This is a genomic window from Anaerofustis sp. NSJ-163 (assembly GCF_024135845.1).
GTDB lineage: Bacteria > Bacillota > Clostridia > Eubacteriales > Anaerofustaceae > Anaerofustis > Anaerofustis butyriciformans.
Map to the genome: position 1 here is coordinate 197,099 of NZ_JAMYJV010000004.1, position 19,050 is coordinate 216,148.

The 19,050-nt window shown below is 28.8% G+C and carries 22 protein-coding genes and 1 pseudogene; 3 read left to right on the forward strand and 20 right to left on the reverse strand.

Annotated elements, in window-relative coordinates:
- From M6G78_RS07220 to M6G78_RS07245, 6 genes and pseudogenes are all read right to left on the reverse strand, one after another.
- A complete protein-coding gene (locus tag M6G78_RS07220; RefSeq protein ID WP_253230011.1) occupies positions 1–978 on the reverse strand; it encodes a PTS transporter subunit IIC in 978 nt (325 codons plus the stop codon).
- Between the two features lie 12 nt (positions 979–990).
- Positions 991–1,920 carry a stage 0 sporulation family protein gene (locus tag M6G78_RS07225; protein ID WP_253230012.1) on the reverse strand — a complete coding sequence of 310 codons (930 nt, stop codon included), beginning with the start codon at positions 1,918–1,920 and terminating at the stop codon, positions 991–993.
- A complete protein-coding gene (locus M6G78_RS07230) occupies positions 1,920–2,753 on the reverse strand; it encodes a hypothetical protein (protein ID WP_253230013.1) in 834 nt (277 codons plus the stop codon). The genes M6G78_RS07225 and M6G78_RS07230 overlap by 1 nt, the downstream gene beginning before the upstream one ends.
- A 38-nt stretch (positions 2,754–2,791) precedes the next feature.
- Positions 2,792–3,121, reverse strand: coding sequence for a cyclic-di-AMP receptor (locus M6G78_RS07235; RefSeq protein WP_171020594.1), 330 nt, complete (start codon positions 3,119–3,121; stop codon positions 2,792–2,794).
- A gap of 24 nt (positions 3,122–3,145) precedes the next feature.
- Positions 3,146–3,808, reverse strand: a pseudogene (locus M6G78_RS07240) (dTMP kinase); the annotation flags it as partial.
- The gene (locus M6G78_RS07245) at positions 3,808–5,184 is read right to left on the reverse strand and encodes an aminotransferase class I/II-fold pyridoxal phosphate-dependent enzyme (protein WP_253230014.1); all 1,377 of its coding nucleotides are present in this window, start codon (positions 5,182–5,184) and stop codon (positions 3,808–3,810) included. The pseudogene M6G78_RS07240 and the gene M6G78_RS07245, both read right to left, overlap by 1 nt.
- A 156-nt stretch (positions 5,185–5,340) precedes the next feature.
- On the opposite strand from M6G78_RS07245, the gene trxA reads away from it, so the two are divergent.
- Positions 5,341–5,667: a thioredoxin gene (trxA, locus tag M6G78_RS07250; RefSeq protein ID WP_138268784.1), complete on the forward strand. Its 327-nt coding sequence runs from the start codon at positions 5,341–5,343 to the stop codon at positions 5,665–5,667.
- A 133-nt stretch (positions 5,668–5,800) separates the two neighbouring features.
- On the opposite strand, the gene M6G78_RS07255 is transcribed toward trxA, so the two are convergent.
- The 14 genes from M6G78_RS07255 to M6G78_RS07320 all read right to left on the reverse strand — a co-directional run bounded on the left by M6G78_RS07255 (position 5,801) and on the right by M6G78_RS07320 (position 17,399).
- The gene (locus M6G78_RS07255; protein WP_138268785.1) at positions 5,801–6,529 is read right to left on the reverse strand and encodes an amino acid ABC transporter ATP-binding protein; all 729 of its coding nucleotides are present in this window, start codon (positions 6,527–6,529) and stop codon (positions 5,801–5,803) included.
- A complete protein-coding gene (locus tag M6G78_RS07260) occupies positions 6,522–7,190 on the reverse strand; it encodes an amino acid ABC transporter permease (RefSeq protein WP_207669791.1) in 669 nt (222 codons plus the stop codon). The genes M6G78_RS07255 and M6G78_RS07260 overlap by 8 nt, the downstream gene beginning before the upstream one ends.
- Positions 7,191–7,217: 27 nt before the next feature.
- Positions 7,218–7,991 (reverse strand): transporter substrate-binding domain-containing protein, encoded by a 774-nt coding sequence (locus M6G78_RS07265; protein WP_253230015.1) that lies wholly within the window; start codon positions 7,989–7,991, stop codon positions 7,218–7,220.
- 148 nt (positions 7,992–8,139) lie between these two features.
- Positions 8,140–9,054 carry a bifunctional riboflavin kinase/FAD synthetase gene (locus M6G78_RS07270; RefSeq protein WP_253230016.1) on the reverse strand — a complete coding sequence of 305 codons (915 nt, stop codon included), beginning with the start codon at positions 9,052–9,054 and terminating at the stop codon, positions 8,140–8,142.
- Positions 9,054–9,968 carry a tRNA pseudouridine(55) synthase TruB gene (gene truB / locus M6G78_RS07275; protein ID WP_253230017.1) on the reverse strand — a complete coding sequence of 305 codons (915 nt, stop codon included), beginning with the start codon at positions 9,966–9,968 and terminating at the stop codon, positions 9,054–9,056. Before truB ends, M6G78_RS07270 begins: the two co-directional genes overlap by 1 nt.
- Position 9,969: 1 nt before the next feature.
- A complete protein-coding gene (locus M6G78_RS07280; protein WP_171020590.1) occupies positions 9,970–10,905 on the reverse strand; it encodes a bifunctional oligoribonuclease/PAP phosphatase NrnA in 936 nt (311 codons plus the stop codon).
- 1 nt (position 10,906) lies between these two features.
- Entirely contained in the window at positions 10,907–11,263 is a 357-nt protein-coding gene (rbfA, locus tag M6G78_RS07285; protein WP_138268789.1) for a 30S ribosome-binding factor RbfA, read from the reverse strand.
- A gap of 8 nt (positions 11,264–11,271) precedes the next feature.
- Positions 11,272–13,683 carry a translation initiation factor IF-2 gene (gene infB, locus M6G78_RS07290; protein ID WP_138268790.1) on the reverse strand — a complete coding sequence of 804 codons (2,412 nt, stop codon included), beginning with the start codon at positions 13,681–13,683 and terminating at the stop codon, positions 11,272–11,274.
- A 20-nt stretch (positions 13,684–13,703) separates the two neighbouring features.
- Positions 13,704–13,973 (reverse strand): RNase P modulator RnpM, encoded by a 270-nt coding sequence (gene rnpM, locus M6G78_RS07295; protein WP_138268791.1) that lies wholly within the window; start codon positions 13,971–13,973, stop codon positions 13,704–13,706.
- Between the two features lie 15 nt (positions 13,974–13,988).
- A complete protein-coding gene (gene nusA, locus M6G78_RS07300; RefSeq protein ID WP_253230018.1) occupies positions 13,989–15,191 on the reverse strand; it encodes a transcription termination factor NusA in 1,203 nt (400 codons plus the stop codon).
- A 15-nt stretch (positions 15,192–15,206) separates the two neighbouring features.
- Entirely contained in the window at positions 15,207–15,668 is a 462-nt protein-coding gene (rimP, locus tag M6G78_RS07305; RefSeq protein ID WP_171020591.1) for a ribosome maturation factor RimP, read from the reverse strand.
- 192 nt (positions 15,669–15,860) lie between these two features.
- Positions 15,861–16,256, reverse strand: a complete 396-nt coding sequence (locus M6G78_RS07310; protein WP_253230019.1) for a secondary thiamine-phosphate synthase enzyme YjbQ — start codon at positions 16,254–16,256, stop codon at positions 15,861–15,863.
- A gap of 44 nt (positions 16,257–16,300) precedes the next feature.
- Entirely contained in the window at positions 16,301–16,633 is a 333-nt protein-coding gene (locus tag M6G78_RS07315) for a hypothetical protein (protein ID WP_253230020.1), read from the reverse strand.
- Positions 16,626–17,399: a PspC domain-containing protein gene (locus M6G78_RS07320; RefSeq protein WP_253230021.1), complete on the reverse strand. Its 774-nt coding sequence runs from the start codon at positions 17,397–17,399 to the stop codon at positions 16,626–16,628. Before M6G78_RS07320 ends, M6G78_RS07315 begins: the two co-directional genes overlap by 8 nt.
- Before the next feature lie 184 nt (positions 17,400–17,583).
- Here M6G78_RS07320 and M6G78_RS07325 point away from each other — a divergent pair, with 184 nt between their 5' ends.
- Positions 17,584–18,045: a MarR family winged helix-turn-helix transcriptional regulator gene (locus M6G78_RS07325; RefSeq protein WP_138268797.1), complete on the forward strand. Its 462-nt coding sequence runs from the start codon at positions 17,584–17,586 to the stop codon at positions 18,043–18,045.
- A gap of 1 nt (position 18,046) precedes the next feature.
- Positions 18,047–18,904, forward strand: a complete 858-nt coding sequence (locus M6G78_RS07330; protein WP_253230022.1) for a DegV family protein — start codon at positions 18,047–18,049, stop codon at positions 18,902–18,904.
- Positions 18,905–19,050 lie beyond the last annotated feature (146 nt).

Genomic DNA, 19,050 nt, shown 5'->3' on the forward strand with positions numbered 1-19,050 from the left:
CTATTTTAAATCTAATTTTAAATCACCTGGTTTGATGATATTTTTCTTTCTAAATACTTCACTTATTACAAGGGTTATAAAAGCCGGAAGAACAAAATGCATTAAAATCATCATTGCAATAACACCGGTTGAACTTCCCATAGCTTCAATCATACCAAACTGACCTACAAGTCCGCTTGTTCCCATTCCCGCACCGTATGCCGTATTTGTCATTTTAAATACAACAGTAGACACAGGTCCTAAAATTGCACTTGTAATTATAGGTGGTAAGAAAAGCACAGGCTTTTTCATAATGTTGCCTATTTGAAGCATACTTGTCCCAAGTCCTTGTGAAATAAGACCTTCAATTTTATTTTCTCTAAAACTCATTACCGCAAAACCAACCATTTGGCAAGCACATCCCACACACGCTGCTCCTGCAGCAAGTCCGGATAAATTAAGCATTATACCAAGAGCTGCGGAAGATATTGGAAGTGTTAAAATAATCCCCATAATTACACTTACCAAAATTCCCATTACAAAAGGTTCTTGCTCACAGGCTTTCATTATTATATCACCTAAAAATGCCATAAAATCCTGCATTATAGGTCCTACATAATATCCAACTATACCTGCCGCCAATACTGTAACAATCGGAGTTACGATTATATCTATGCTTGTCCTTTTTGAAATAAGCATACCTACCACGGAACCACTTATCCCGCAAAGAAGAGCACTTATAGGGTCTCCTCCTATTAATCCTGCACCCCCACATGCAAATATTACAAGAGGATCAGCCTTAAGTCCGTATGAAACACTGACTGCTATAACAGGTGCTGTCATTGTTTTTAAAGCCGGATACAATGTATCAGTTAAAAAACTTATATGAAATACAACACCTATTTGATTTAATATACTTCCTATAATTAAAGTAGAAAACAGTCCAAGTGCCATACTTGACAATGTATCAATAAAATATTTTTTAAAAAAATCTTTCAAAGGTCTTTTCTCCTAGTCTTCTCTTTCAAGTGCTTTTAATTCTTCATCAAAATGTTCTTCTGTTTCTTCATGTTTTGAATGGTTAGGACAATTTTTATTGTCACATTCTTTATTGTTACAATGTTTTTTCTTTCTCTTTATAACTTTTACTTCATCGTTTTTATATTCTTTAAAAGCTATATCTCCATCATTTTCAAATTTAACAAGTAAAGTTTCTTTTAGTACATTTAGTCTTTCTATTGTACCCACTCCATCTTCGGTTTTAACTTTATCAGAAACTCTTGGAAGTCTTGCAAGAGCATCTTCATAGCAATTATGCTCATATTGAAGACAACAAAGAAGTCTTCCGCATATTCCAGAAATTTTTGAAGGATTAAGAGATAAACCTTGTTCTTTTGCCATTTTTATTGAAACAGGTTGGAATTCTCCAAGCCATTTATTACAACAAAGTTCACAACCACAAGGTCCAAGCCCTCCAAGTATTTTGGATTCGTCTCTTACACCTATTTGTCTAAGTTCAATTCTAATTCTAAATATAGCAGCTAAATTCTTTACAAGTTCTCTAAAATCAATTCTGCCATCTGCGGTAAAATAAAAAATTACCTTTTGAGCATTAAATGTATATTCTGCTCTTATTAGCTTCATATCAAGACCTTGTTTAGCTATTTCTTTTTTACAAATTTCCAAAGCTTTTTCAGCTTTAACAAGATTTTCTTCGTGAATTTTAGTATCTTTAGCTGTTGCTTTTCTTATTACGGGTTTTATAGGTTTTGTTACTTCTTCATCTTCAACATACTTAACCTTACCGGCAACAGTTCCATATTCAAGACCTCTTGCTGTTTCAACAATAACATTATCCTGTAATTTTAAATAAATATTTTCAGGATCAAAATAATATATCTTACCTGCGGGTTTAAATCTTACCCCCACTACTTTTTGCATTAAATATCCTCCTCAATATACATAAACAAACTTAAAAATGCCAATGAGGCATTAACATTATAATTAATCATTAAGTTTATGTTTAACATTTTATCAATGATTTTTTTTAGTTTGTGTTTTGTAACAAGTTTATTTACTTCTTTAACATAATTTTTATAATTATTTTTATCTTCATTAAAAGTAATATCCAAGTTGCTTTCCTTATATATTAACACATCTGATAAAAATTTCATTATAAAAACTGCATAATTTTCAACTTTATTTCTATCCTTTACAAGTTTTTTGCTAATATTTACATTATTTAAGTTATTTCCTCTAAATATAGAAAGTAAATTTTCAAGCAAATATGCTTTCTCTTCATCAGAAAGAGTAACATTTTCATTGCTGTCATTTACCTTAATTTCTATACACCTTGAAAGAATAGTTGGTAAAATCATCTCTTTTTTTGAAGAAGATAATATTATAATTGTATCTTTTACAGGCTCTTCCAGTGTTTTTAAAAATGCATTTGCGGCTTCAACACTCATAGCATCAGCACCATGAACAACAAAAATATTATATTTGTATTCACTGCTTGAAAGAGAAACTTTATATTGCATCTGTCTTATCTGCTTTATTTTTATGCTTGCACCATCTTTATAAATATTAGTAATATCTATATTATTATTTGTATTTATTTTTAAGCAATCATCGCACTCATCACAATAATACCTACTGTTTTTACAATACAAAGTTTTTAAGAATTCTAGTATGGTATTATCTAAAACTTCTTCTTTTGCACCATAAAACAAATAGGCGTGAGCCATAGTATCATTATTTATATGATTTAACAAAATATCCTTTTCGGTTTTTAATAAATTATCAAACATAATTAATATTTTTCAAATCTAGCAACATCTAAGATAAATACAGTTGCCCCTCCAACTTCAACACTTGCAGAATAAGTAGTAAGAGGACTTTCCATAAATGAAGCATCAACAGGAGTAGAAACAACCTGTTCTCTTTTTTTACATATTTTTTTCATTATTTCAAGAGCTCTTTCAACCTTTTCATCTTCGGTTCCTATCATCAATGTAACATTTTTTAATTTTAAAAATCCGCCCATTGTGCTTAGCTTAGTTACTTGGTAACCTTCATCTGTAAGTGCATCTGATAAAATGAAAGCATCTTCATTTTGAACAATCGCTATTATTAATTTCATTGTATTACCTCCTAAATTATTTTTAATTCTTTTGTATAAATCATTATTAATATCTTCAATACTTTTTAAATTATTATCTTCTACACACTCAATTCTTTCAAAACCATAATTTTTTATAAGAAAATTTACATTTTCATAAGCAGACATTAAATATTCAAAATTACTTTCATGAATATCTTTTTCATGCTCATTTGTAAATTTATTATCTCTGTCTTTTATAAGTTTTTGAGAAACTTTAGGGTCAATATCCAAGAAAAATATTTTATCGGGAGTAGGAATTTTAAACATATTATATTCATAATCCAACAGCCAATTTAAAAATTCTTCTCTTTTCTTTATATCTTTTATTTTACAACCTTGATGAAGCATATTTGAAGTTACATATCTGTCTGCAATAATTATTCCACCATTATTATAAAATTCTTCATAATCCTTTTTATATGTTGCATATCTATCAACGGCATAAAATGTAGAAGCAACCTTTGGGTCTATATCTTCTGCATTACTTCCAAAATCACCGTTTAAATACATTTTTACCAAAGCCGAAGAATCACTTTCATAATTGGGATAACTTGCCCTTAAAACATTGTATCCTTCTTCTTTTAGTCTTTTAACTAAAAGTTCACTTTGTGTTTGCTTTCCACTTCCATCAAGCCCTTCTATTACAAATAGTTTTCCCTTTGCCATTATTTCTCCTTAATAACATTTATAAATCCATTTTCTATTCCTAGAATTGTTTGTTTATCTTTTATTTCTTTTATATAATCTATTATTTCTTTATTAATTATTTCCCCTGGAGTAAGTATAGGATATCCCGGAGGATAAGGAACTATAAAATCATAACTTACACACCCTAAACTATCATCTATTTTCACTCTTTCTTTTTCAAAAGATAAAGTTTTTCTCATAGAAAATTTTATTATAGGTTCATTATGTTTAAAAATAATATCCTTTTTTTTGCCTACATTAGTTTTATATGTTTTATTGATATCTTTTAATGCACTAATTAAACTATCAATATCGCTTTTTTTACTAAACAGTCCAAGATATACCAAAACATATTTTTCTGTTGAACATTCTGTAAATATATCATACTTATTTTCCAGTATTTCTGATAATGAATATCCATCAAAAATAGTATTATCAACATTTATACATATTTTTGTATAGTCATGTATATCACTGTTAAATTCCTCTAAATAAAACTCTGTATTTTCTTCTATTTCTTTTTTTGCATCAGTATACCATTCTTTTATTTGAAGTAATATACTTTCTCCTTTTTCCTCTGCAAAAGATACTGCTTCTTCTACACTTTGCAAAAACAAAAATGAAGGAGATGTTGAAGTTGTCATCTTGAAAAATAATTTCAACCTTTGAATATCAATTATATCACTGTTTATATGTAAAAGTGAAGTTTGAGTTAATCCCGTTAATGTCTTATGCATAGATGTAATTACTATATCACTTTGTGCATTAAGTGCTGAAGCAGGATATTCATTACTAAAAGAAAAATGAGTTCCATGTGCTTCATCTACAATTATAATAATTTCCTTATTTATTTCTTTTATTCTTCTGCATAAACTCTTTATATCAAGTGCATATCCAAAATAACTTGGATATGTTATAAAGACTGCTTTTATATCTTTATTTTCATTTAATACAGATATATATTCTTCTTCACTTATTCCGATATCATTATTCTTTGGATAAATATAAATAGGATTAGCATCACTTAAATATAAACCATAATATGATGAAATATGACTATTTCTTGGAATCAATATTTTATCATTTTTTTTTAAGGAATATAAAATGGAACTTATAATCCCTCCTGTGCTTCCATTTACTAAAATAAAAGAATATTTTGTATTAAAAATATCAGATATTTTATTTTGCAAATTTAGAATAACATCACTTGGAGATAATAAATTATCATTAAAAGAAAGTTCTGTTAAATCTTTTAAATAAAAATCATTTATTCTTCCTTTATGTCCCGGCATATGAAGTCTTACGGGATTTTTATGTATATATGTTCTTATTCTTTCATTAAGTTCTTTTTTCATACAAGCCTTTTCTTTTGATATATTTTAAATTATTATATCATAAAATAAAATGATAAATTTAATTATTAATATTTAATTTTAATAAAATATATAAATATTCATAATAAGGTGATATAATATCATAAAATGTAAATAATGAATTAAAGGAGGTCTATTATGGCTAATCAAAATATCGTGACAATAACAAATGAAAATTTTGAAACTGAAGTTTTAAATAGTGATAAACCTGTTATGGTTGATTTTTGGGCAACTTGGTGCGGTCCATGTAGAGGTCTTGCTCCAACAATAGATGAAATTGCTGAAGAATATTCTAATAAAATTAAAGTATGTAAACTTGATGTTGATACAAATCAAGAACTTGCAATTCAGTTTAGAGTAATGAGCATTCCTACAGTTATCTTCTTTAAAGGCGGAGAACAAGTAGCAAGAGAAGTAGGAGCTTATCCAAAAGAAAAATACGTTGAAATAATAAATTCATTATAAAAAAGCACCTTAAGGTGCTTTTTTTGGTATTTCCTATTTATCATTTCAATATAAATTTTATTATAACCTTATTATTAATATATTAAAATTCATTGTAAAAAAAATAAAAAAAAGAAGGATATCTCCTTCTTTTTTATAAAACTTTATTTAAAAAGTCTTTAGTTCTTTGATTTTGAGGATTTCCGATTACTTCTGAAGGTGGTCCTTGTTCGATAATAATACCTTCATCCATAAATATAACCCTATCCGCTACTTCTCTGGCAAAACCTATTTCGTGAGTAACAATTACCATTGTCATCCCTTGAGCAGCAAGTTCTTTCATAACACTTAAAACTTCTCCAACCATTTCTGGGTCAAGGGCAGAAGTAGGTTCATCAAACATCATTATGTCAGGCTCCATTGCAAGCGCTCTTGCTATAGCAACTCTTTGTTGTTGTCCACCTGAAAGTTTCTTAGGATATACGTCTGCTTTTTCAGCAAGTCCTACTCTTTCAAGAAGTTCCAAAGCTTTTTTTTCTGCTTCTTCAGGTGTTTTTAATTTTAAATCTACCGGAGCAAGCATAATATTTTTTTTAACAGTTAAATGAGGGAAAAGATTAAATTGTTGGAATACCATTCCAATATTTTCTCTCATTTTATTAATATCGTTTTTCTTATCTGTTATCAACTTACCGTCAATTTCGATTTCACCTTTAGTTGGAACTTCCAAAAGATTTAAACATCTTAAAAAAGTACTTTTACCTGAGCCGGAAGGACCGATTATGCAAACAACTTCGCCTTCTTTTATTTCAAGATCTATTCCTTTTAAAACTTCTAACTTTTTAAAATATTTATGTAGATCAGTTACTTTTAATTTACTCATTGGTTACTCTCCTTTCAATGTAATTAGAAATCATAGAAAGTATAGTAATCGCTACCAAATACATTATACCTACAATAGTCCATGTAGCAAATGAATTCATTGTTCTTCCGATATAAATATTGGCTTGATATACTACCTCACCTAAACTAATAACAGAAATAATAGATGTATCCTTTAGAGTAATAATAAACTGATTTACAAGAGAAGGAATACATATTTTAATAGCTTGAGGTAAAATTACCTTTATCATAGCTCTGCTTTTAGGTAAGCCCAAACTTCTCGCTGCTTCCATTTGACCTTTATCAACAGCTTGAATACCTCCTCTAAAAATTTCAGACATATATGCACCGGCGTTTAAAGAAAGAGTTATTAAACCGGCTGCATAAGCAGTAAGTCTAAAATCCATACCAAAAGATTGTATTAACTGAGGAATACTAAAGTATACAAAGAAACATTGTACCAAAAGCGGTGTTCCTCTTATAATCCATAAATAAAATTTAGATATAGCTTTAAAAGGTTTAAAACTTGATAACCCCATAATACAAGAGATAAGCCCTAAGAAAAACGCTATTATTAATGATATTATTGTTATTTGTATTGTCATTGCAAACCCTTCAAAAAGTAATGGGGCTGCTTCAGTAAAAACCTCTATTAAATTCATTAAATCACTCCAACTATTTTTTTATTTCTATTTATCTGCAATATATTTATCTAATATTTTTTGATATTCTCCACTATCTTTAATATTTTTTAAACCTGCATTGAACATTTCAATTAGTTCTGAATTTTTACCTTTTAATACAGCAAAACCATAAGAAGAACCTTTTTCCATGTCTGTTACCATTTTTAATCCGTTTCCTTGAGAGATACCATAACCCATTACAGGATAATCTTCAAAACAAGCTACAGTATTTCCAGTTTTAACGTCTTCGTACATTTTTGGAGAATCTTTAAAATATGAAATTTCAAATCCATATTGATCTTTTATAGATTCAGCAAAAGTAGCACCTTCTGTACCTGTTTTACAAGCTACTGTTTCACCTTTTAAATCTTCATAGCTTTTGATTGTTGTGTTATCAGCTTTAACAGCCATAACTACACCAGAATCATAATATGGTTCAGAGAAATCATATTTTTCTTTTCTTTCATCTGTTATACTCATACCTGCAATTACTGCGTCAGCTTGATTTGATTCTAAAGCTGCAACAGCTGCATCAAAACCTAAAGATTGAAGTTCATAATTAAAACCTTGATCTTTTGCTATTGCATCAAGTAACTCAACATCAATACCAGTGAAATTATTGTTTTCATCTGTAAATTCAAATGGTGCAAATGTTGTATCTGTAGCAATTATATAAGTTTTTTCTCCGTTTGCAGAATCATCACTAGATCCACAAGCTGTAAATCCTATAAGCATTCCTACAACTAACAAGCATGCTAATAATTTTTTTCCTTTTTTCATTTTCTTCCTCCTTTAATCTAAAATGATAAAATACTAGTTCTATTATAACTTATTACGTTAAAAATACCAAACACTTTTATAAAATAAAGCTAATTTTTTTAATTTTTAAATTAAATAAATTATATTTACTTTATTTAATTAAACAAATTTAATAATTAAGTTTATTTTTTACGTAATTTTTACCAAATTGTATACTTTTTTGAATAGTCGTTTTTAATTCTTCAATAGAATCAAAAGCTCTTTCTTCTCTTTCAAATTCTAAAAACTCTACTTTTATTTTTTTACCGTAAATATCTCTATCGAAATCAAATATGTTTGTTTCTACTCTTGGGGTTTCTCTAAATGTAGGATTTACACCTACGTTGCTTATTCCATAAAAGACTTCGTTATCTATTGTAACTCTGCTTACATAAACGCCTCTTTTAGGCATAGCTTTTATTTCATCAGGAAATATATTTGCAGTTGGTATTCCTATCTGTCTTCCAAGATGTTTACCTTCACAAACTATCCCCTCAACCATATAAGGTCTGCCTAAAAATTTATTGGCTTTTTGTATATTGCCATCTTTTATATAATTTCTTATAGCAGTAGAACAAACTCTTTCATTGTCAATTTTAAATTCATCTACAACTTTTATTTCAAAACCTTTTTCTTTTGAAAGTTTTTTAAGAAGTTCACTATCTCCGCTTCCGTTTTTCCCAAAATGATAATTAAATCCGACTTTCATTTTTTGCATGTTAACATTGTCTAAAACAAGATTTACAAATTCAGTATCTTTTAAATTCATAAAATCATAATCAAAAGATATAATAAATAAATAATCAATTCCCATTTCAGTCAAATACTCTATTTTTTCATCCATTGTCATAAGTCTTTTAGGAGCTTTTTGTTTATTTATTAAATCCATTGGATGTTTATCAAATGTAACAACGCAGTTTTTTAGACTTTTATCTTGTTCTTCTATAATTTTCTTATGTCCCAAGTGTATTCCGTCAAAATAACCAAAGGCCATAGATAATTTTTCTTTTTTATCAGCTTCACCAAACGAATGAAATATTTTCATTATTTTTGTTCCCCGTATAAAATCTTAATTGGTCTTATTAATATATTTTCTTCTTCTACTCTTTTGCCTACACCGATAAACTTATCATCTAAATATAACCTTACCAATGAATTCTCTTTAATTTCACTGACATTTGTTAAAATATTTTTTCTAATCAAAGCATTACCGTTTAATATGATTTTACTGCTTCTCGGATTAATATCTACTCTTTCCAAATCCTTTAAAAACAAATCATCATTTTGCAAAACATCTTTTAATTGACCGCTAACTACTTTTTCTTCAAGTTCACTTAATGTAATGCTGTTTTCTATTTTTAGCGCTCCGTTCTTTGTCCTTATAAGACCGCTCATAACAGCTCTTGTTCCAAGTTCTTTGCCTATATCGCTTATTAAGCTTCTTATGTAAGTCCCTTTTGAACAGGAAACTTTTATGGTAGCATATCTTGGCAAATCGGTATCAATAACTTCAATATCATTTATATAAACTTCTCTGGATGGAATTTCAACTTCTTTTCCTTCCAACGCATATTTATATAACGGTTTACCTTTTACTTTTATGGCAGAATATATAGGAGGAGTCTGAGTAATATTGCCTTTAAATTTATTAATTGCAAAAATAAACTCATCCAATGAAAAATCAGGAAGAGAAAATTCTCTTGTAGCCGTCCATATATCATAACTGTCACTTTCTTTTCCAAATTCTATATTTGCAATATATTCTTTTTCAAACGCAGTAATATAACTGGAAAGTTTTGTGCTTCTACATACAAGAACTCCCATTACTCCTGTTGCCATAGGATCCAGTGTACCACTATGCCCAATTTTTTTTTCACCAAGAATCTTTCTTACCTTAAAACAAACATCATGACTTGTCATGTTTTGCTCTTTGTTAATGCAAATTACACCGTTTATCAAATTAAACCTCTAAATCAATATCTTTAAGTATTGTTAAAATTTCGTTTTTATCTCCTTCAAAAGTAAATCCGGCAGCTTTAACATGTCCTCCACCGCCAAATTCTTTTGCTATTTCAGCAGCATTAACATTTCCACCACCGCTTCTTAAAGAAACTTTAAAAGAGTTTTCATCTGCTCTTTTTACAAGTGCAGCAAGTTTACATCCTTTAATATATCTAATAGCATCAATTAGTCCATCAGTATCAGTATTTTCATTTATACTTTCATCATCAAGCACCATAACCAAAATTTGATTATTGTTAAAAGCATAAATACTTTCTAAAGATTTTTTTCTTATAATCAAACTTTTTAAATCTTTAAGTTTAACCATTTCATTAATCTTACCTTGATCAACACCAAGTTTTAAAAGTTTACTTCCAATAATATGAGTTGTAGGAGTAGTGTTTGAATAAGAGAAATTACCTGTATCAGTTGATATTGCTACATATATAAGACTTGCAATATCTAAAGGCAATGTCCCAAGTATTTTAGAGCTTATTGCAAAAACAAGCTCTCCGGTTGCAGCGGCTTTTTCGCTTACAACATTTATATCTCCATATTTTGCATTTGTTACATGATGATCTATTACTATTGTTTTATTGCATAAGTTTCTTAAATCATTTCCGAATAAATAATCTTCACTACTTGAATCCATTGAAAGACAAACATCATAGTTTGCTTTTAAATCATCTAATTTTGCAACTTCCTCTTCCAAAATCATATCTTCTAAATTTACAGGAATAGGCGTTTGAACATATAAGTCAACATCTTTACCTATAAGTTTAAGTGTTTTTTTCATTGCAAGTGATGATCCTAGAGCATCACCGTCAGGATTTTTGTGAGTAAGTATTAAAAATGTATTGTTATTTTCAAGAATTTCTATAAATCTATCTATCATTTTATTCATCCTCTTCAAGATTTAAACCTGCTAAAACTTCGTCTATATGCATCGCATAATCCAAAGAATCATCAAGTTCAAAAATAAGTTCAGGAGTATTTTTTGTTTGTAAAACTTTTGATATAGACTTTCTTAAAAAGCCCTTAGCTTTATCAAGCACTCCAATAATTTCTTCTTTCTTATTATTTTCTCCCATTATACTTACATATACTTTTGCATATTTTAAATCGGGAGTTGCTTTTACTCTTGTTACACTTATTATTGCTTCTTTTAATCTTGGGTCTTGAAGTTCAAGCTCGATTAAAAGCGATAATTCGTTTTTAATCAGCTCGTTTACTCTTTCTATTCTATATCCCATAAGGTTTTTTACTCTCTTTCGATTTCTTCCATTTTGAATGTTTCAAAAACATCTCCAACTTTAATATCATTAAAGTTTTCAACACCAATACCACATTCATATCCTGATTGTACTTCTCTTACATCATCTTTAAATCTCTTAAGAGAAGCTATTTCACTTTCAAATATAACTACACCGTCTCTTATTATTCTTATCTTGTCATTTCTGTTAATAACACCTTCAGTAACATAAGAACCGGCTACCAAACCAATATTTGGAACCTTAAAGGTTTCTCTTACTTCAGCCATACCAACAATAACTTCCTTAAATTCAGGATCAAGTAAGCCTTTAAGCGCTTTTTCGATTTCTTCCATTACATGATAAATTACATTGTAACTTCTTATTTCTACTTCTTCTTTTGCAGCTGCTGTCTTTGCATTTGCTTCAGGTCTTACGTTAAATGCAATAATAAGAGCATTTGAAGCAGCGGCTAATGTAACGTCACTTTCTGTAATAGCACCTACACCACCGTGAATTACGCTTACTTTAACACCATCTTCATTATCATTTAATTTTTCAAGAGATTGTGTTAATGCTTCTAATGAACCTTTTACATCGGCCTTAACAATAAGTTTTAATTCCTTAAGTTCGCCTTCGCTTATTTGATTGAATAAATCATCTAAGCTTACAGGTCCGCTCTTCTTAAGCGCATTTTCTCTCATTATAGCTTTTCTTCTTTCGGCAAATTTTCTTCCTTCTCTTTCATTTTCAGCAACAAAGAATTTTTCACCGGCATTAGGAACTTCATTAAATCCTAAAATTTCAATAGCTGTAGATGGTCCTGCAACTTTTATTTTATTACCTTTATCATCCATCATAGCTCTTACTTTACCGTATACATCGTTACATACAACTGTATCACCGTCATTTAAGATACCTGACTTAACAAGAAGTGTTGCAACAGTACCTTTTTGTTTATCAAGTCTAGCTTCAATAACAGTACCTACGGCAGGTTTGCTTGGATGAGCTTTTAGTTCTTCCACTTCTGCTACAAGAAGTATCATTTCAAGTAAATCTTCGATACCTTGTCTTTTCTTTGCAGAAATTTTAACGCAAATTGTATCCCCACCCCAATCTTCACTTACAAGTCCATACTCAGTAAGTTCTTGCATTACTCTATCAGGGTTTGCACCAGGTTTATCTATTTTATTTATTGCAACAATAATAGGTACCCCTGCATCTTTGGCATGGTTTATAGCTTCAACTGTTTGAGGCATAACCCCGTCATCAGCAGCTACTACAAGTACTGCTATATCTGTAACAGATGCACCTCTTGAACGCATAGCTGTAAAAGCTTCATGTCCAGGAGTATCAATAAATGTGATTTTTTCATTATTGATTGTAATTGTATAAGCACCAATATGTTGTGTAATACCACCGGCTTCCCCTGCAATTACGTTTGTATGTCTTATTGCGTCAAGTAAAGATGTTTTACCATGGTCAACATGTCCCATTACTGTAATAATAGGTGGTCTTTTTACAAGTTCATCTTCATTTTCATAGTGAGAATCAAATAAATCATCAATTGCTTTATTTTCATCTTCAAGATTACATGTTATTTCAAACTCTTCACAAACAATAGAAGCAGTATCAAAATCAATTGATTGATTCAAGTTTGCCATTACTCCATAGCCCATTAAGATTTTTATAACTTCTGTTGGAGCTTTGTTTATTTTAGCAGCAAGTTCACTTACAGTAATTCCATCCGGAATTGTGATTTCGCTAACCAAAGAATTTTCTAATTGTTTTTCTTCTCTTTCTTGTTTGTTTTTCTTTTTATATTTTGATTTAGAAACCTTAGATTTCTTTGAATTATCAATAAATTTAGGAACTACTTCTTTTTTATCTTTTTTATTTTTCTTATTTTTCTTTGAACCGTAGCTTTTTTCATTCTTTTGATTTCTATTATCATTTTTTTTGTTTTTAAATTTTTCACCTTTTACAACATTATCATTTTTATCATCATTACTGTCATAATCATAATGTTTGTTACTTTTCTTAGGCTTGTTTTTATTATTCTTCTTTTCTTCATTATATATTACAACAACTTCAGGTTCTTTTTCTCCCTTATTGTCAGATTTAACAAAACGAGTATTTTTATTGTTTTTCTTATTATCCTTTTGTTTTTTATCAATAGGATTTTTTCTTTCTTCTTTTTTATTTGTCTTTTCATCTTCGTTTTGTTCTTGTGTTTTATCAACAGGTTTATTTCCTTTATTTTTTAAATAATCCTCTTTATTAAAATTATTTCTAAAATATTTTTCTTGTTGTGCGCTTACGGCACTCATATGATTTTTTACGGGAATACCCATATTTTTCATTATTTCAGCAAACTCTTTACTTGGAAAGCCATATTCTTTAGCCATATCGTAAACTCTCATACTAAAAAACCCTCCTTACTTTATTTTATATACTTTAAAACCTCTTCTTTTAGAGGAATAATATCATCATTAGTAAGATTCATATTAAGAGAATTGTTTATTATTTTTGCATTTACCATTTTTTCTATGCAATCGGGATTTTTACAAATATAGGCTCCTCGCCCGTTCATTTTACCGCTTTTATCAAAAACAACTTTGTTGTTTTCTTTATCCCTTACAATTCTTAATAAATCTCTTTTGTTAAATTTTTCTCTGCAAATCAAGCATGTTCTAAGTGGTGTCTTTTTCATTTTCCACCTCTTAAATTATTCTTCATCTTCTGAAAGTAAAACTTCTTCAACGCTGTCTAAAATATTTATTTCACTATCGGCATTTTCACTTTCAAATTTGCTTTTGCTTTTAATATCAATCTTCCAACCTGTAAGTCTTGCAGCAAGTCTTACGTTTTGTCCGTCTTTACCTATTGCAAGAGAAAGTTGAGAATCATCTACAACAACCATAGCAGAATTTTTCCCGTCGTTTTCTTCTGTTTGTAAAATATCAACTTTTAAAACTTCGGCAGGAGCTAATGCATTTTTAATGTATTCAACAGGATCTTCACTCCATTTAATAATATCAATTTTTTCTTCACCGATTTCATTTAATACATTTTGAATTCTGATTCCTTTAGGTCCAATACATGTTCCAACAGGATCGATTTGTTCATCTTCAGAATAAACAGCAAGTTTGCTTCTACTTCCGGCTTCTCTTGAAATTGATTTAATTTCAACCACTCCGTCTGAAATTTCAGCAACTTCTTCTTCAAATAATCTTTTAACAAGTCCCGGATGTGTTCTTGAAAGAATTATTTGAGGTCCTCTTGTTGTTATTATTACATCTGCAACATAAACTTTAAGTCTCATTCCAGGATGATAATGTTCACTTTTTACTTGGTTTTGGCTGTTCATTATACCTTCAGCCTTACCTAAATCAATATGGATAATTCTGTTTTGTTCAATTACAGTTTCTCCATGAATCATTTTCTTTACTTCTTTATATTCTTCTCTTTGAATAACACCGCTTACCATTTCATCTTTTTTCTTCATGAATGTATTGCTGATGATATTTCTTTCTGATTCTTTAAGTTTTTGAATAATAAGTTGTTTTGCGTTTTGTGTTGCAATTCTACCAAAACCTTTTGGATCAATATGAGTTATAACACTTCCCCCAAGAACAGCGCTTTTATCAAGAACCAATGCTTCATGAAGTGAAATTTCCTTATCTTCATCTTCAACTTCTTCTACTATTTCTTTTGAATAAAAAGCATCAATAGCCCCAGTTGTTCTGTTTATATTTACAACCAAATCAACATTGCTTCTTGTGTCTTTTTTGTAAGCAGCAACAAGAGCTTGCTCAACTGCTACTATAATTTCTTCTTTATCTATACCTTTTGATTTGTTAATCTCATCTAATGCTTCAATAAAATCTTTTAAAGAATGATCTGCTTCTTGTTTTTTCTTTCTTGCCATTTTTTTACTCCTTAATTAAAATTTAAAATCAAAACTTAAATTAACTTTACTTATATCTTCTTTTGGAATTGCCATATGATCATCATCTACCAAAACTAAAACTTTTCCGTCTTCATACCCTTCCAAAATACCACTGAATTTTTTTCTTCCATCCACTGACTTAAAAAGTGCTACATCTATCTTTTTACCCGTAAACTTTATAAAATCTTTTTCTTTTTTTATAACTCTGTTTACTCCGGGAGAAGATACTTCCAAAATATATTCTTCTTCTATTATGTCTTCTTCATCAAGCATATCTGATATAAGTCTTGTTACATTACTTATATCATCAAGGTTGACTCTCCCTTCAATTCTTTCAATATATAATCTTAAAACTTTGTTGTTTCCTTCTTTTTTAAATTCTATATCAACAAGTTCAAGCCCATTTTCACTTAAGATATCTTCACTTAAAGCTTCAATTTTATCTGTAATTTTCAATATAAAGCCTCCTAAATAAAACAATATAAAACAATGAGTGGACATACGCCCACTCATCTAGCCTGAATTATTATACACCCTAAAATCAAAAAAAGCAATAAAAAAGCCTCATTTTTATGATTAAACCAGTGTTTTAAGGTAAAAAAACATGTAAAAACATAAAAAAAGAAGCATAAAAATGCTTCTTTAAAATTAATCTTCAATTATTTTTACATAAAATCTTCTGTGTCTTGGACCATCAAATTCAGCAAAGTATATACCCTGCCATGTACCAAGCAACAATTCATTATCTTTAACTATAATAGTTTCGCTACACCCTACAACACTGGTTTTTATATGAGCAGTACTATTACCTTCATAGTGTCTAAATTCTCTCATATCAGGGAAAAACTTATCAAAAGCAAATATCATATCACCAACCACGTCAGGATCCGCAGCTTCATTTATTGTTATCCCTGCAGTTGTATGAGGAGAAAATACAATGCATAAGCCATTTTGCACCTTACTTTCCTTAAGAGCTCTTTTAACCATACTTGTTATATTATGGAAATTTTCATTATCGGTTCTAAGATCAAATTCAAAAATCATAATAAACTCCTTTATAATATCTTTTTCTTATATATATTATAACATTAATTATTAAAAAAGTTATCGGAATCATTATAATGTTCATTAAAATTAAAATCATGGTTATTATTAAAAAGATTATAATGACTTGTTGTTGTAAAGTAAATTGTTCCAGCAAACATCAATACAATCATAACAGCTAAAACGGCAGCTCTGATTTTCTTACTCTGATATAAAAGAAACAATCCAATAACAACCAAGAATAAAGGCCACATTAAATCCACTGATTTTATAAACCCTGAAAAAGAGAGAATATATATATCAAGTAAATTTAATATACACCCGACACCAATTACAATTAAAAGTATCCCAAGTATTATTTTTAAATTTCTATTCATGACTTTCACTACCTTCTTCTCTCATTTTTTTTATTTCATCAATGGTAAACTCACCTTTATCTGAATCATTTTCTTTTTCTTTGGTTTCTTCAACTGCATTTGAAGATACGTTAACAAAAGATTTTTCTTCCTTTACTATTTTTTCTTCTTTGTCTACATTTCCCTCTTTTACAATATGTTCTGCTTTATTAATGTTTTGTTCTTTTTGAAACTCATCTTTTTTATTAGTCGAATCATTAACATTATTATAATTAATATTGTTCATAGTGTCATAGTCAATATTTTTATTTTTTTGTTTAAATGGAACACTTGATATTATCAAAAGAAGTCCAACAATCAATAAACACACAGGAACAATAAAATCTGATAAAGATTTAGGTAGAATATTCCCAAGAAATAAAATAACACCTATTACAACTAAAAATAAACCTATCTTTTGTTGATTTTTATTTTTGTTAATTTTATCATCCTCAAAATTATATACTCCAGCATTAAAATTTGTATTATAATCATTTACACCAGAACCATTAGAATAAAAAGAAGAAAACTTTTTACTATGCATTGTATATTCTCTTATAGGCTCATAAGGAATTAAAAAACAAAGTAAAAGATATATAAAAATAAGAATACCACTTGTAACAATCCCTAAAATTATTGCTACTATTCTTATTATTATAGAATCTACATCAAAATACTCTCCTATACCCCCGCATACTCCCCCAAACCATTTATCATCTCTGCTTTTATATAGTTTTTTTTCATTCATATCAAAGATGTCCTCCAAAGCAAATTTATATGTTTATATAATATATAAATATTATTAAATTTGCAATTAATCTAACATTAAAAACCCATTAAAATATTTTATGTTATAAAGCATATTGTTTTTGCTTTTAATATAACCCCATGATATAATTTAGTTAACTTTAAGCCTTAAGAATGGAGATTTTATGAATAAGCAAGAACAAATTTTAAATGACTTTTTAGTTGAAATATTTAATGAGATACTAAAAGTTGAAGGTAATGCTTTAAAAAAAGGTAAATTCAAAAACCTTTCAATAAGAGAAATGCACGTAATAGAAGCCGTGGTAAAAAACGAAAAAGCCGGAAATAATACATCTTCAAACATTGCAAAATCATTAAATATTACTCCTGGAACATTAACAATAAGCGTTAATGCTCTTGAAAAAAAAGGTTATTTAAAAAGAGAAAGAAACGATGAAGACAAAAGAGTCATAAAAATTTATGCAACAAAACTTGGACACGAAGTAGAAAAAAATCATGCACAATTTCACGAAAATATGGTAAGAGAAATGCTTAATTTTTTCCCAGAAGAAAAAAGAGAAGTTCTTATTCAAGGCGTTGTAGAACTTGAAAAATTCTTTACAAATAAAAGCAAGGCAGGTGAATAAAATGGTAAGAATAATTGTAGACAGTACATGCGATTTAAGCAAAGAAATTGTAGAAAAACTTGATATTACGGTAGTACCTTTAACGGTAAGATTTGGCGATGATGAATTTTTAGATAGTGTTAATATTTCTAATGATGAATTTTATGAAAAGTTGCTTTTAGCACACGACAATCTCCCTACTACATCACAACCAAGCCCAATAAAGTTTAAAGAAGTATTTGAAAAATATATAGCACAAGGTGATGAAATAGTTGCAATAATGGTATCTTCAAAATTAAGCGGTACTATGCAGTCTGCAACAATAGCAAAAAATGAAGTAGATGAAGACAAAATTTATATTGTAGATTCAAAAATTGCAAGCTTTGGAACATATCTTCTTATAAATGAAGCCGTAAAGATGAGAGACGAAGGGAAAAGCGCCAGTGAAATTGCAATAAAAATAGAGCATTTGACAAAAAATTTGAGACTTTTCGTATGCTTAAATACATTAAAATATCTAATGTATGGAGGAAGAATATCCAAAACAACAGCAGCAATAGGCGAGATGTTAAATATTAATCCAGTATTAAAGGCAGTTGACGGAGAACTTGAACAGGAAGGAAAAGTAAGAGGGAAAAAATTATCTTACAAATTTATGCTTGAAAGAGTAAAGGGTAACATTGATTATTCTTATCCTGTAACATTTGGTCATTCTCATGCACACAAGGCAATTGAAAACTTTAAAGATTTCATGTATAAACACCTTCCAATAGAAGAAAGCGAAATAATATCAATAGGCCCGACAGTTGGAACCTATGCAGGACCAGGGGCAATAGGCATTGCCTATGTCCAAAAAGAAAATAATGAAGAAAACAAATAGACATAAAAACACATCTTTAAAGATGTGTTTTTAGTTTAATTTAAAATGAAAGTTTGAATCAGTTTTTTAAACATATTCAAAAATAAAATTATATAAATATCAAGCAATTAAAAAATAATTTTTCAATATACAAAAAGAATATTAAA